This window comes from Xylanibacter caecicola (assembly GCF_013166515.1).
GTDB lineage: Bacteria > Bacteroidota > Bacteroidia > Bacteroidales > Bacteroidaceae > Prevotella > Prevotella caecicola.
Window position 1 is genome coordinate 210,340 of record NZ_JABKKJ010000001.1, and the last position, 14,449, is coordinate 224,788.

13 protein-coding genes are annotated in these 14,449 nt (G+C 46.4%); 11 read left to right on the forward strand and 2 right to left on the reverse strand.

Annotated features, from left to right (window positions below; all coding sequences use genetic code 11):
* The first annotated feature begins 486 nt into the window (after positions 1-486).
* The 6 genes from HPS54_RS00835 to HPS54_RS00860 all read left to right on the forward strand — a co-directional run bounded on the left by HPS54_RS00835 (position 487) and on the right by HPS54_RS00860 (position 5,303).
* Entirely contained in the window at positions 487-1,044 is a 558-nt protein-coding gene (locus HPS54_RS00835; RefSeq protein WP_172343599.1) for a YceD family protein, read from the forward strand.
* A 6-nt stretch (positions 1,045-1,050) separates the two neighbouring features.
* Positions 1,051-1,236, forward strand: a complete 186-nt coding sequence (gene rpmF / locus HPS54_RS00840; RefSeq protein ID WP_172343600.1) for a 50S ribosomal protein L32 — start codon at positions 1,051-1,053, stop codon at positions 1,234-1,236.
* Positions 1,236-2,255, forward strand: a complete 1,020-nt coding sequence (locus HPS54_RS00845) for a beta-ketoacyl-ACP synthase III (protein WP_172343601.1) — start codon at positions 1,236-1,238, stop codon at positions 2,253-2,255. Before rpmF ends, HPS54_RS00845 begins: the two co-directional genes overlap by 1 nt.
* 324 nt (positions 2,256-2,579) lie before the next feature.
* On the forward strand, positions 2,580-3,461 hold the full coding sequence (gene era, locus HPS54_RS00850; protein ID WP_172343602.1) for a GTPase Era: 882 nt from the start codon (positions 2,580-2,582) through the stop codon (positions 3,459-3,461).
* A 136-nt stretch (positions 3,462-3,597) separates the two neighbouring features.
* A complete protein-coding gene (der, locus tag HPS54_RS00855) occupies positions 3,598-4,911 on the forward strand; it encodes a ribosome biogenesis GTPase Der (protein ID WP_172343603.1) in 1,314 nt (437 codons plus the stop codon).
* 29 nt (positions 4,912-4,940) lie between these two features.
* A complete protein-coding gene (locus HPS54_RS00860; protein ID WP_172343604.1) occupies positions 4,941-5,303 on the forward strand; it encodes a hypothetical protein in 363 nt (120 codons plus the stop codon).
* Positions 5,304-5,477: 174 nt separating this feature from the next.
* On the opposite strand, the gene HPS54_RS00865 is transcribed toward HPS54_RS00860, so the two are convergent.
* Entirely contained in the window at positions 5,478-6,257 is a 780-nt protein-coding gene (locus HPS54_RS00865; RefSeq protein ID WP_172343605.1) for an ABC transporter ATP-binding protein, read from the reverse strand.
* Between the two features lie 71 nt (positions 6,258-6,328).
* Positions 6,329-7,075: an MlaE family ABC transporter permease gene (locus HPS54_RS00870; protein ID WP_172343606.1), complete on the reverse strand. Its 747-nt coding sequence runs from the start codon at positions 7,073-7,075 to the stop codon at positions 6,329-6,331.
* 334 nt (positions 7,076-7,409) lie between these two features.
* On the opposite strand from HPS54_RS00870, the gene lptB reads away from it, so the two are divergent.
* From lptB to recQ, 5 genes are all read left to right on the forward strand, one after another.
* A complete protein-coding gene (lptB, locus tag HPS54_RS00875) occupies positions 7,410-8,228 on the forward strand; it encodes an LPS export ABC transporter ATP-binding protein (RefSeq protein ID WP_253951899.1) in 819 nt (272 codons plus the stop codon).
* A 360-nt stretch (positions 8,229-8,588) separates the two neighbouring features.
* Positions 8,589-9,944, forward strand: a complete 1,356-nt coding sequence (gene tig / locus HPS54_RS00880) for a trigger factor (protein WP_172343607.1) — start codon at positions 8,589-8,591, stop codon at positions 9,942-9,944.
* A 130-nt stretch (positions 9,945-10,074) separates the two neighbouring features.
* Entirely contained in the window at positions 10,075-10,794 is a 720-nt protein-coding gene (gene clpP / locus HPS54_RS00885; protein WP_172343608.1) for an ATP-dependent Clp endopeptidase proteolytic subunit ClpP, read from the forward strand.
* 17 nt (positions 10,795-10,811) lie between these two features.
* Complete coding sequence (gene clpX / locus HPS54_RS00890) at positions 10,812-12,044, forward strand: ATP-dependent Clp protease ATP-binding subunit ClpX (RefSeq protein WP_172343609.1); 1,233 nt, start codon at positions 10,812-10,814, stop codon at positions 12,042-12,044.
* A 62-nt stretch (positions 12,045-12,106) separates the two neighbouring features.
* The gene (gene recQ, locus HPS54_RS00895; protein ID WP_172343610.1) at positions 12,107-14,284 is read left to right on the forward strand and encodes a DNA helicase RecQ; all 2,178 of its coding nucleotides are present in this window, start codon (positions 12,107-12,109) and stop codon (positions 14,282-14,284) included.
* Positions 14,285-14,449 lie beyond the last annotated feature (165 nt).

Genomic DNA, 14,449 nt, shown 5'->3' on the forward strand with positions numbered 1-14,449 from the left:
CAATACAAGACTATCTTCCTTTATCTCTCGTGGCGTAAGCCGCATCTCTTCCCTTATCTTCTTTTATATCATTACCAAATAACTCTCGACATTTGTCTTTTATCTCCCCTTTATCTTCCCCTGTCTCCCTCTATCTCCTTGCATCTAAAATCCCGTTCTGTAACCCCTTGAAAACCAGAATGATACCTTTTAGCTTCCAAAAGGTGCCCTTTTAGACGCTAAAAGACCGCCTTTTAGAGCCTGAAATGCCACCTTTTAGAAACCGATATGTCATCTCCGAGAAAAAGACGGATGTCTTTCAATTTGTCATCCCACATCTTTATAAATCATTCTAAATTACTAATTAAGAGCGATTTTTTTACATTTGTCGTGCAGAAATTAAAAATAATTTGTAACTTTGCAGCCCGAAGTATGTGCATGTTTCAGCCATGCAAGCATATCGCTGCATGTATGTGATGTCACAACTTTGCATATAAACTATTGTAAATGTGCGATTTAGAGCTTTTCAAAATTGATTTGCATAGGTTGGATGAGAGTGGTGAAACCTTTCATTTTGACCTTGATAACTCGTTTTTTGAAGCTCTCGACGCGTCCGAAGTGAGAGGCGGCGACCTCAAGGCAACAGTGGAAGTGCGTCCCGTTACGCATGGAAGCTTTGAGTTGCAGTTTCATGCAGAGGGTACGGCTGTGGTTTCGTGCGACTTGTGTCTTGACGATATGGACCAGCCGATAATTGCCGACGGCATGCTGATAGTGCGTTTCGGCGACGTGGAAGCAGTGCAGACAGGCGGCGATACGGACGGCGGAGACATTGTTGTTGTTGATGAAAACGAAGGCATTGTCGACGTGTCGTGGTTCATTTACGAGTTTATAGCCCTTGCCATACCGATAAAGCATGTACACGAGGATGGAGAATGCAACCCGGAAATGGTAAAGGTGCTTGGCGGGTACATGTCCGGAGGCTCTCAGGAACATAACGACGGGCAGGCGACAGACCCCCGATGGAGTGAATTAGAGAAATTAAAAACAATAATTAAAGATTAAAAGAAAATGGCACATCCTAAAAGAAGACAGTCTAAGACTCGTACACTTAAGAGAAGAACTCATGATAAGGCTGTAGCTCCAACATTGGCAAAATGCCCTAACTGTGGTGCTTACTATGTTTATCACACGGTTTGTCCTACATGTGGCTATTACAGAGGAAAAGTAGCTATAGTAAAGGAAGCGGCTGAATAATGGAGAAAATAAACGCAATAATCACAGGTATCGGCGGATACGTTCCGGACTATGTCCTTGACAACGAGGAGCTTTCCAGAATGGTAGACACCAACGATGAGTGGATTATGACGCGTGTCGGCATCAGAGAACGCCGCATCCTGACCGAAGAGGGACTGGGTACATCATATATGGCGCGCAAGGCTGCCAAGCAGCTTCTTGCCAGAACAGGAGCCGATCCCGACTCTATAGACGCGGTGATTGTATCCACTTCGACAGCCGATTATCAGTTCCCTTCAACGGCATCGGTGGTTCTCGGAAAGCTCGGACTGAAGAATGCTTTCGCATTCGACTTTTGGGCTGCATGTTGTGGCTTCCTTTATTCTCTCGATGTTGCGGCCGGCATGATACAGAGCGGTCGCTATAAAAAGATAATAGTCATAGGTGCGGACAAAATGTCGTCGGTCGTAGACTATAAGGACCGCAGCACATGCGCACTCTTCGGCGATGGTGCAGCTGCAGTATTGGTTGAAGGTACTACGGAAGAAAACATCGGAGTGATGGATTCTTACTTCCGTGCCGATGGCAAAGGTTTGCCTTTCCTTCATGTAAAGGCTGGTGGTTCTGTATGTACTCCGTCACATTTCACCGTAGACCACCGTCTGCACTATCTCTATCAGGAGGGTCGCACAGTGTTCCGTTATGCCGTTACGAGCATGAGCGATGACTGTGCGCTGATAGCAGAGCGTAACAATCTGGACAAGGACAACATACGATTTGTCGTTCCTCATCAGGCAAACATACGCATCATAGAGGCTGTTGCAAAGCGACTCGACCTGCCCATGGACAAGGTGATGGTCAATATTGAGCACTTCGGTAATACCAGTGCGGCAACCATACCGCTTGCGCTTTGGGAAAACGAGCATTTGTTAAAGAAAGGTGACAATCTGATAATGACGGCTTTCGGTGCCGGTTTCGTACACGGAGCTTCGTATTACAAGTGGGCTTACGACGGATGCAAGTCCGGTTCGGGCAAATAAGAAGAAACTCAAGTTGAATACGAAAGAGACGTATCACGTTGTTTTATGTGGTGCGTCTCTTTTGTCTTTTCACGTTCTGTCGCGGCATCTCGGTTGCCTGCAGGTGTTTGATGAGACATAAACGTTTTTGTTTTGATTTTCAACAAGGTAAAATATGGCGTTTTTGAGGAAAACGGATTTTTTTAGTATATTTGCATCAAAGAATTGATACAGTCGCATTAAAGAATAGGCTTCGCCACCGCAAGCCGTGCTGACGCCCGATACTTGCTGTTCTTTTTCAGCAGACTTACATTGTTATATAATATAAAGTAAAACCTTAAACAGATGCACAAGGCAGGTTTTGTAAACATAGTTGGCAATCCGAACGTTGGAAAATCGACGCTCATGAACCAGCTCGTGGGCGAGCGCATAAGCATTGCCACGTTCAAGGCGCAGACCACGCGCCACCGCATAATGGGCATAGTGAATACCGACGAGATGCAGATTGTGTTCTCCGATACGCCCGGTGTGCTCAAACCTAATTATAAATTACAGGAGTCCATGTTGGCATTCTCGGAGTCGGCACTGCAGGATGCAGACGTTCTTCTGTATGTAACCGATGTTGTGGAGAACCCCGAAAAGAACGCCGACTTTCTCGGTAAGGTACAGAAAATGACAATACCTGTCATCCTCCTTATAAACAAAATAGACATGAGCGATCAGAAAAAGCTTGGTGACATCGTAGCCAAGTGGCACTCGTTGCTGCCCGATGCCGATATATTACCCATATCGGCACTTAACAGGTTTGGTACCGACATTCTCCTGAAGCGCATCAAAGAGCTTCTGCCCGACTCTCCGCCGTATTTCGACAAGGACCAGCTGACGGACAAACCGGCACGTTTCTTTGTCAGCGAGATTATCCGTGAGAAGATACTTCTTTACTATGACAAGGAAATACCATACTCGGTGGAGGTAAGCGTGCAGTCGTTCAAGGAAGACGAAAAACGCATACACATCAATGCTGTGATATATGTTGAGCGCGATTCGCAGAAAGGTATTATCATCGGACATCAGGGATATGCGTTGAAGAAGATGAGTACCGAAGCGCGCAAGGCGCTCGAAAAGTTCTTCGGCAAGAGTATATTTCTCGAGACTTTCGTAAAGGTTGACAAGGACTGGCGCTCTTCCAAGAGAGAACTTGACAGTTTCGGGTATAATCCCGATTAGCCGTACAGACGATAGAATGTGACGGCTGCGGTTGTCGCAACACGGCTGATAACTGTCGGACAATATTAAAAACAACCGGTGAAGACATGTCCGGGCATACTTACTGTCTGCGGCCTTTCACCTAAAAATAAATCAAATGGCAAATTTAGTAGCAATTGTCGGACGTCCAAATGTAGGAAAGTCCACCCTTTTTAACCGCCTAACAAAGACACGCCGTGCCATTGTGAGCGATGAGGCAGGCACCACGCGCGACCGCCAGTATGGCAAGTGCGAGTGGAACGGGCGTGAGTTTTCCGTCGTGGATACGGGCGGATGGGTCGTAAACTCGGACGATGTGTTTGAGGAAGAGATACGCAAGCAGGTGATAATAGCGACGGAAGAGGCAGACCTTGTGCTCTTCCTGGTCGACGTTGCGACAGGTCTTACGGACTGGGACGAGGACGTTGCCCTTATCCTGAGGCGTTCCAACCTGCCTGTCGTGCTTGTTGCAAATAAGACGGACAACAACTATCAACATTATGCCGCCGCCGAGTTCTACAAGCTTGGGCTGGGTGATCCGGTCTGCATAAGCAGTGCCACGGGCAGCGGAACAGGCGACCTGCTTGACATAGTGGTAGACACCTTGTCGTTTGACAAGACCGATGAGATAGAGGAAGGCATCCCCCGCTTTGCCGTGGTGGGACGTCCAAATGCCGGAAAGAGCAGTATCATAAACGCATTTATCGGTGAAGACCGCAACATTGTGACGGAGATTGCCGGCACGACACGTGACAGTATATATACAAGATACGACAAGTTCGGCTTCGACTTCTATCTCGTTGACACGGCCGGCATACGCCGCAAGAATAAGGTTACCGAAGATCTGGAGTTCTATTCGGTAATGCGCTCCATACGCTCCATAGAGAGTTCGGACGTCTGCATTCTTATGATAGATGCCACGAGGGGAATAGAGGCACAGGATATGAACATCTTCCAGCTCATACAGAAGAACAACAAGTCGCTTGTAGTGGTGGTAAACAAGTGGGATCTGGTGGCGGACAAGACGCAGAAAGTTATCGATACGTTCGAGAACGCGATACGTAACCGCATGGCACCGTTTACCGATTTTCCGATAGTTTTCGCCTCGGCTCTTACGAAGCAACGTATTTTCAAGGTTTTGGAGACGGCAAAGGATGTGTATCTGAGCCGTAAGGCAAAGATCGGAACATCAAAGCTCAATGAGGTGATGCTGCCGCTCATAGAGGCTTATCCGCCTCCTTCAATAAAGGGAAAGTATATAAAGATAAAGTATTGTACTCAGTTGCCGAACACGCAGATACCGTCGTTTGTCTTCTATGCCAACCTACCTCAGTATATCAAAGAGCCTTACAGACGCTTCCTTGAGAACAAGATACGCGACAACTGGAAACTCACCGGTTCGCCGATAAACATATTTATACGTCAGAAGTGATGAGGAAAGGTCTCCTTTCATGCATCTGTATGATTGCTGCATTGTGCCTTTCCTGTTCGGAACAGAAGGCGGAGATTACGGCAGAACATGCCGCGAAGGAATATTATGACATGCTTTTTGCCGGCGACTATGCCGGCTTTACCGCTGCCATGTTCTTTCCGGACAGTATTCCCGAGACATACCACCGGCAGCTTATAGCCAATGCTGCTATGTTTGCAGCACGGCAGAAAGAAATGCATAACGGCGTGCGCGAGGTGCGCATAATTGGCTCCAAGACCGACAGTCTGTCGTCTACAGCACAGGCATTCCTCCTTTTATGCTATGGCGACAGTCTTAAAGAAGAAATCGTAGTGCCAATGACGAAACACAACGGCAAATGGTTTATGAGATGAAAGGAGATAAAAGAAGATAGGAGAAGATAAAGGGAAGATAAAAGACAAATGCCTTGTTGTTTGTTTCAAGACTATTGTCATTTATCTTCTGTGGCGCAAGCCACATATCTTCTCCTATCTTCTTTTATATCCTTTTGTTTCCTTCTTACATCAAACGAAGTATCTGTCTTTCTCTCAACTGTTGTTCCTCCGCATCTTTTCCATCTCGTTCTGTTTCATCTTTTTCAACAGATCGCTTGCGAAAACGAAGTCGGTGAGCTTCTCGTTTGTAGACATCATGATGTCGCTGCTCTTGCCTTCCCACTCCTTCTTTCCCTCATATATGTAGATAATCTTTTCTCCGATGCCCATTACGGAGTTCATGTCGTGGGTGTTGATGATTGTCGTTATGTTGAACTCGTGTGTGATGCCATGCAGCAGTTCGTCTATCACAAGTGATGTCTTAGGGTCCAGACCCGAGTTTGGTTCGTCGCAGAACAGATATTTAGGGTTAAGCGCTATTGCCCTTGCTATCGCCACGCGCTTCTGCATTCCGCCCGATATCTCGTCGGGAAATTTCTTTTCCGCGTCTATCAGATTGACCCTTGCAAGACACTCCTGTGCCCTTTTCATCCTCTCGCGGTAGTTCATAGATGAAAACATATCCAATGGAAACATTACGTTTTCGAGTACGTTGAGCGAGTCGAAGAGCGCTGCGCTCTGGAAAATCATTCCCATTTCACGTCTCATGGCAACCTTTTCATTCTTGTCCATAAGCACAAAATTACGCCCGTCGTATAATACCTCGCCGCTCGTGGGATCAAGAAGTCCGACGAGATTTTTCACCAACACGGTCTTTCCGCTTCCACTCTGACCTATTATGAGGTTTGTTTTTCCATTCTCAAAGGTTGCGCTGATGTCTTTCAGCACCTCCTTATCTCCGAATGATTTGTATAAATGATTTATCTCTATCATGATGTTTCTTTCTTTATCGGCGGATGACCGTAGTTACGGCTGATGCTGTTGATCGTTTCCGCCCATGCCGTTTACGACAGCAACTTTGTGAGGAATACGTCCGAGAACAATATCAACACGCTCGAGCATACAACGGCGTTGGTGCTTGCCTTGCCCACTTCTACCGAACCGCCCTCTACCGTATATCCGTAGAAAGACGACACGCTTGATATAATGAAGGCAAAGAACAGACTCTTGATGATGCTCATCCATACGAACCACGGCGTGAAGTTGTGTTGCAGCCCGAGCGTCAGATCCTCCGGACTAAGTATGTTTCCAATGTATGCCGTACCGTATGCTCCGAGTATTCCGGTGGCAGACGAGAATATGACAAGGAACGGCATAAGCGTTACAAGTCCCAGAATTTTAGGCATTATGAGGTATCCGGCGGAGTTGACACCCATTATCTCGAGCGCGTCTATCTGTTGTGTCACCCTCATGGTACCCAGTTCCGAGGCGATGTTCGACCCCACTTTGCCTGCCAATATCAGACACATTATGGATGATGAGAACTCGAGCAGCATAATCTCGCGCGTTGTATAGCCCGACACCCAGCGTGGCATCCACGGGCTTTGGATGTTCAGTTTCATCTGAATACATATAACGGCACCGATGAAAAACGATATCAACAGCACTATACCTATCGAGTTTACTCCAAGTGAAGACATCTCCTTGACATATTGCTTGGCAAACATCCTTATGCGTTCCGGACGTGAAAAAGCGCGTCCCATGAGTATAATATAACGTCCGAAGAGTGTAAGTCCTTTGTCTATCAGCATTTTAACAAAATAAAAAATATTACTTTCCTTGACGGATAAATCTGTTGCAAAAGTAACCAAAAATAGCCAAAAAACTACAAAGGGGTTAAGAGTTTTTTAGTATAACAACCTTTATTAGAGACAAATTTACTACTTTTGCAGTTAGTTAGAGGTTTCAGGTTGTGAGGTCTCAGGTCTTGAGGTGACAAGTGTGAGGTTTCAGGTCATAAGGTGAAAATACTCTTGACACGATGAACAAACTATCATCCGGACAATTATCACCTTATAACCTCAAACCTAATAATCTGTCACCTGAGATCTAAAAACCTTAAAACCTTATCAAAAAAATATTTGTATGGACGGAAACGAAATGACAGGCTCCGGCGTAGGGAGCGAAGGGATGATGCTTCGTACCGAAGGTCTTGTAAAACAATATGGCAAACGCACCGTTGTCAACGATGTCTCCATTAATGTGAGACAGGGCGAGATTGTAGGTCTGCTTGGTCCCAACGGGGCAGGTAAGACAACATCGTTCTATATGACTACGGGACTTATCGTGCCCAATGCCGGTCATATATACCTCGACGATACGGACATTACGGAGTATCCGGTGTACAAGCGTGCCCGTGCGGGAATAGGCTATCTGCCTCAGGAGGCGAGTGTTTTCCGCAAGATGAGTGTGGAAGACAATATCCTTTCCGTTCTTGAAATGACAGGCAAGCCGCGAAAGTATCAGTTGGAAAAACTCGAGAGTCTCATAACCGAATTCAGTCTTGGCAAGGTGCGTAAGAACCTTGGCGACAGGCTTTCCGGAGGCGAGCGTCGCCGCACGGAGATTGCCCGTTGCATGGCGATAGAGCCTAAGTTTATAATGCTCGACGAACCTTTTGCCGGCGTAGACCCTATTGCCGTGGGCGAGATACAGAAAGTGGTGGGACAGCTTAAATACCGTAACATCGGAATACTGATAACCGACCACAATGTGGACGAGACCCTTGCCATTACCGACCGCGCCTATCTTCTCTTTGAGGGACGTGTGCTTTTCCAGGGAACACCCGAAGAACTTGCTGCCAACAAGATAGTAAAGGAGAAATATCTCGGGCGCGATTTCGAGTTGAAAAAGAAAGAATTCCGTTTTAATACCGGTCAGTTTCACGACGAGGGAAACGACTGACAGATGCTGTTTTGGGTCATATTAGAATGCCATAAAGCACCTTCCTTGTAAACACTTGAAATACACTACGTTATAAGAGGCGGTCTTTTGCAGTGCGAAAGACCGCCTCTTAGCGTCTGAAAGGGCACCTTTTAGACGCCGAAAGATGCCCTTTTGCAAAACGGCAGTTCTCATACATCCGCGACACCGTTGCTTTTTATTGTTTTGTCTTCAGCTTTATGTCGATATGTAAGTATGCATGTTATGGTTAAAAAAATAAACTTTTGATATATTTTTCCTTATTATATTAGGTATTTACGGCTTTATTCCTTAATTTTGCACCTCAATTTTGAATTAATAATTAACATAAAAATACAAGAGATGAAGATTTCATTTGAAAATCCCGACAAAGTTAATGGTCTGTTGACTTTGACTGTAGAAGAAGCCGATTATAAGGATAAAGTCGAGAAAACACTGAAAGACTATCGTAAAAAAGCCAATATCCCCGGCTTCCGTCCGGGACAGGTTCCTATGGGTATGGTTAAGCGTCAGTTCGGAACATCAGTGAAGGTTGATGAGATAAACAAGATTCTTGGTGAACAGATTTACAAATATGTAAACGACAACAACATAAAGATGCTTGGCGAGCCGCTGCCGTCCGACAAGCAGACTCCGGTGGATATGGAAGCCGCTGCACCGTATACATTCATGTTTGACATAGCCGTTGCTCCGGATTTCAATGTGTCTCTGACAGGCGACGATACGATAGACTATTATACGATAGACGTTGACGATGCCCTTATAGATCGTCAGGTAGATATGTTTACATCGCGCAGCGGTCATTATGACAAGGCAGAAGAATATCAGCCCAACGACATGCTTAAGGGTGATATACGCGAACTTGACGAGAACGGAAATACCAAGGAAGGCGGAATAACGGTCGAAGGTGCTGTGATGATGCCCGAATATATAAAGGTTGAAGACCAGAAAAAGCTTTTCGAAGGTGCAAAACTCGGTGACATAATCACGTTCAACCCCAAGAAAGCATATCCCGAGAACGACGTGGAAGTATCTTCACTGCTTAAGATGAAGAAAGAGGACGTGGCAGAACTCACATCCGATTTCAGCTTCCAGATCATCGAAATATCACGCTTTGTGAAAGCTGAGGTCAATCAGGAACTTTTCGATCAGGTTTACGGCAAGGACACAGTGAAAGACGAGAAGGAGTTCCGTGAGAAGATATCAGAAGGGTTGAAGAACCAACTTGCATCCGACTCGGACTATAAGTTCATTGTAGACGTGCGCAAATACCTCGAAGACAAAGTCGGTGCGCTTACATATCCCGATGCCATGCTTAAGCGTATAATGCTTAACAACAACAAGGACAAGGGACAAGAGTTCGTTGACAAGAACTACGACATGAGCATCAAGGAACTGACATGGCACCTCATCAAGGAACAGCTTGTTGCCGCTAACGAGATAAAGATTAACGACGAGGATATAATGGACACTGCCAAGGAAGCTGCACGCGCACAGTTTGCACAGTATGGCATGAACAATATTCCTGAAGAATACATCGAGAATTATGCCACAGACATGCTCAAGAAGAAGGAATATACCGATTCTTTGGTTGACCGCAGCATAGACCGCAAACTCACATCGGTGCTCAAGAACGTGGTGAAACTTAACGGCAAGAACATCAGCCTTGACGAATTCAACAAGATGATGAGCGAGTAAAAAGGTACATTTTTTTGAAAAAACTTTCTTATACAAGGAGGTTGTCGGCTTTTTTTAGTATCTTTGTGTTTAGAAGATACCGGAAAGTGCCGGTAACCTCTTTTCTTTCTAATAAAACGAACATACGATTATGAATGATTTTAGAAAATATGCGACAGGTCATCTGGGTATCAGCGGCATGGTTGTTGACAATGTGATGAAAGCCCAGGCACAGTATCTCAATCCCTATATATTGGAAGAGCGGCAGCTCAATGTCACTCAGATGGACGTATTCTCGAGGTTGATGATGGATCGTATAATATTTCTCGGAACCCAGATAGACGACTATACGGCAAACACGTTGCAGGCGCAATTGCTGTATCTCGACTCTACCGACCCCGGAAAGGACATCTCCATATATATCAACAGTCCCGGAGGCAGCGTCACGGCAGGTCTCGGCATCTATGACACCATGCAATTCATAACGAGCGATGTTGCCACGATGTGTACCGGAATGGCTGCATCCATGGCGGCGGTACTCCTCGTTGCCGGTGCCGAAGGCAAGCGCACCGCTCTTACTCACAGCCGTGTGATGATACACCAGCCTCTCGGAGGGGTTCAGGGACAAGCTTCGGACATAGAGATCGAGGCAAAGGAGATAATGAAGTTCAAGAAAGAACTTTACACGATAATATCCGAACACTCGCATACACCATACGAAAAAGTATGGAAAGACTCGGACCGTAACTATTGGATGACAGCCGATGAGGCAAAGGAATATGGCATGATAGATGCCGTGATGGTAAGAAAGAACAAACCTGCAACAACCGTCGGCAACGACAGACAAGACGATGCCGCGGTGCAGGAGTAAAGAAAAGACAGGACAGGATGAAGAAAACTTGCAGCTTCTGCGGTAGAAGTGAAAATGAGGTAAAGTTGTTGATAACGGGGCTTAACGGTCACATCTGCGAGGAATGTGCTAAACAGGCATACGACATAGCCTGCTCGGCGGGATTTGCAGAGGAGGAAGACGAAAAGGACGTTCCGGCATTAGACTGGAAAGCAGTACCCAAACCGCATCAGATAAAAGAGCATCTCGACCAGTACGTGATAGGTCAGGACGAGGCAAAACGCTATCTTTCCGTAGCTGTTTATAATCATTACAAACGTCTGCAGCAGGCTTCTGAAGACGACGGTGTAGAGATAGAGAAGAGTAATATAATAATGGTGGGAAGCACCGGAACGGGCAAGACGCTCCTTGCCAGGACTATAGCCCGTCTGCTCGATGTGCCTTTTACCATTGTGGACGCAACGGTTTTTACCGAGGCCGGATATGTTGGCGAGGACGTGGAGAGCATCCTCAGCCGTCTGCTTCAGGTTGCCGACTATAACGTACAGTCAGCTCAGAGGGGTATAGTGTTCATCGACGAGGTGGACAAGATAGCACGTAAGAGCGACAATCCGTCGATTACCCGCGATGTAAGCGGCGAGGGTGTGCAGCAGGGATTGCTCAAACTTCTCGAAGGTTCTGTCGTCAATGTGCCGCCTCAGGGCGGGCGCAAGCACCCCGATCAGGAATATATCCATGTGGACACAAAGAACATACTGTTTATCTGCGGAGGTGCTTTCGACGGCATAGAGCGCAAGATTGCCCAGCGCCTCAACACCCATGTGGTGGGCTTCAGCTCGGTAGACAATGTGCGCGGCATAGACAAAAACAACCTTATGAAGTACATACAGCCGCAGGATCTCAAGTCATTCGGGCTTATTCCGGAGATTATAGGTCGTCTGCCGGTGCTTACATATCTTAATCCGTTGGACCGTAAAGCCCTCCGGTCGATACTTGTAGAACCCAAGAACTCTATCGTTAAGCAGTATATAAAGCTGTTTGAGATGGATGGTATAAAGCTTACTTTCACCGACGGGGCACTCGACTTCATAGTAGACAAGGCCATGGAGTACAAACTCGGCGCAAGAGGTCTGCGCTCCATAGTAGAGAGTGTGGTGATAGACGCCATGTTCGACATACCGTCGCAGAATGTCGATGCGTTTGAGGTAGATGCCGAATATGCACGCTCCCAGCTCGAAAAAGCCAACCTCAGTAAGCTTGACCAAGCCTGACCGAGAGATGCTCCCATTGAAAACACAACCTAATAACATAAGAACAAGAATGCCTGTTGTTTATGGCAAATGACATTAATCTAATAGAAAAACTGAAGCAGTATTTCGGCTTCGACAAGTTTAAGGGCGATCAGGAGGCAATTGTGCGCAACGTTCTTGACGGCAAGGACTCGTTTGTGCTTATGCCTACGGGTGGCGGCAAGTCCTTATGCTATCAGCTTCCTTCGCTCATAATGAAAGGCACCGCCATAGTCATATCACCGCTCATAGCCCTTATGAAAAACCAGGTAGATGTCATAAACGGCATGAGCGAGGATGAAGGCGTGGCGCATTATCTTAACTCTTCGCTCAACAAGTCTGCCATAGACCAGGTGAAAACCGATATTCTTTCAGGCAGAACAAAACTTCTGTATGTAGCACCGGAGTCGCTTACAAAAGATGAGTATGTGGGTTTTCTGAAGAAAGTACCTATCTCTTTCTATGCAATCGACGAGGCACACTGTATCTCGGAGTGGGGACATGACTTTCGTCCGGAGTACCGCCGCATACGTCCGATAATAAACGAGATAGGCAAGGCGCCGGTTATTGCGCTCACGGCAACAGCCACCGACAAGGTGCGAACCGACATCAAGAAGAGTCTCGGCATACTTGACGCCGTGGAGTTCAGAAGTTCTTTCAACCGTCCGAACCTTTATTATGAGGTAAGGTCGAAGACAAAGGACATCGACAAGCAGATAGTAAAATTCATAAGACAGAGTTCCGGCAAGAGCGGTATAATATATTGTCTGTCGCGTAAGAAGGTTGAAGAACTGGCAGAGGTTCTTAAAGCCAATGACATCAAGGCTGCCGCATATCACGCGGGTCTTGACTCTGCCACACGATCCAACACTCAGGACGACTTCCTTATGGAGCGCATAGACGTGATCGTGGCGACGATAGCTTTCGGAATGGGTATAGACAAACCCGATGTGAGATTTGTCATACACTATGACATACCGAAAAGTCTTGAAGGATATTATCAGGAGACAGGACGTGCCGGACGTGACGGCGGAGAAGGAAAGTGTATTGCCTTTTATTCATCGAAAGACTTGCGGAAACTCGAGAAGTTCATGGAGGGCAAGCCTGTAGCCGAACAGGACATAGGCAGGCAGTTGCTTCAAGAGACGGCGGCGTATGCCGAGTCGTCGGTATGCCGGCGCAAATTGCTGTTGCACTACTTTGGCGAGGATTTTGAACCGGACAACTGTGAAAATTGCGATAACTGTCTTAATCCCAAGACAAAGATAGAAGCAAAAGACGCTCTTGTCGTCGTATTGAAAGCAATAACGGTGCTCAAAGAAGATTTCAGAACCGATTATGTCATCGATTTCGTAAAGGGTAATCCCACAGACGATATCGCGGCGCACAAGCACGATAAACTCGATGATTTCGGCACCGGCGAGGATATGGACGGCAATATATGGAACCCAGTGATACGGCAGGCCATTATTGCAGGGTATATAAAGAAAGATGTTGAGAATTACGGATTGCTCAAACTTACATCGGCAGGAAGGGCTTTTATGAAAAATCCGTCGTCGTTCATGATTGTGAAAGACATCGAGTTTAATGAAGACGGCGACGATGAAATAGGAGAAAAACACGGTGGCGCTCTTGACCCCACGCTTTGCGCCATGCTTATAGAACTGCGTCGTAAGGTGAGTCGGAAGCATGGTTTGCCGCCATACATCATATTCCAGGACGTGTCAATAGATCAGATGGCAACCGTGTATCCGGTGACAATGGAGGAACTGCAGAACATACAGGGCGTAGGAGCAGGCAAGGCAAGACGTTACGGCAGGGAGTTCATAGAATTGATAAAGGCACACTGTGAAGAGAACGGTATCGAGCGTCCCGAAGATCTGCGTGTGCGCACGGTAGCAAAGAAGTCCATGCTTAAGGTAAAGATAATACAAAACATAGACCGTCATGTGCCCCTTGACGACATTGCCGATGCGCAGAACATAGATTTCGAGGACCTTCTTACCGAGGTGGAGGCCATCGTATACAGCGGTACGAAACTTAATATAGACTATTTCTTGGACGAGGTCATGGATGAAGACCACATCGATGACATATACGAATATTTCAAGACAAGCGAGACCGATGACCTTGAAACGGCGATGGAAGAGCTTGGAAGCGACTATACCGAGGACGAAGTACGGCTTGTGCGCATAAAGTTCTTCTCGGAAATGGCGAACTAATGTGGAATATATAATAAGGAGATAAGGGGGCATCAAAAGGAGATAAGAGGAGTTAGGAGAAGAAAAGAGGAGATAAAAGACAAATGTCGAGTTCTTTAATCCAAGACTATTGTCCTTTATCTCCTATGGCGCAAGTCACATATCTTCTCCAATTTTCTCTTATCT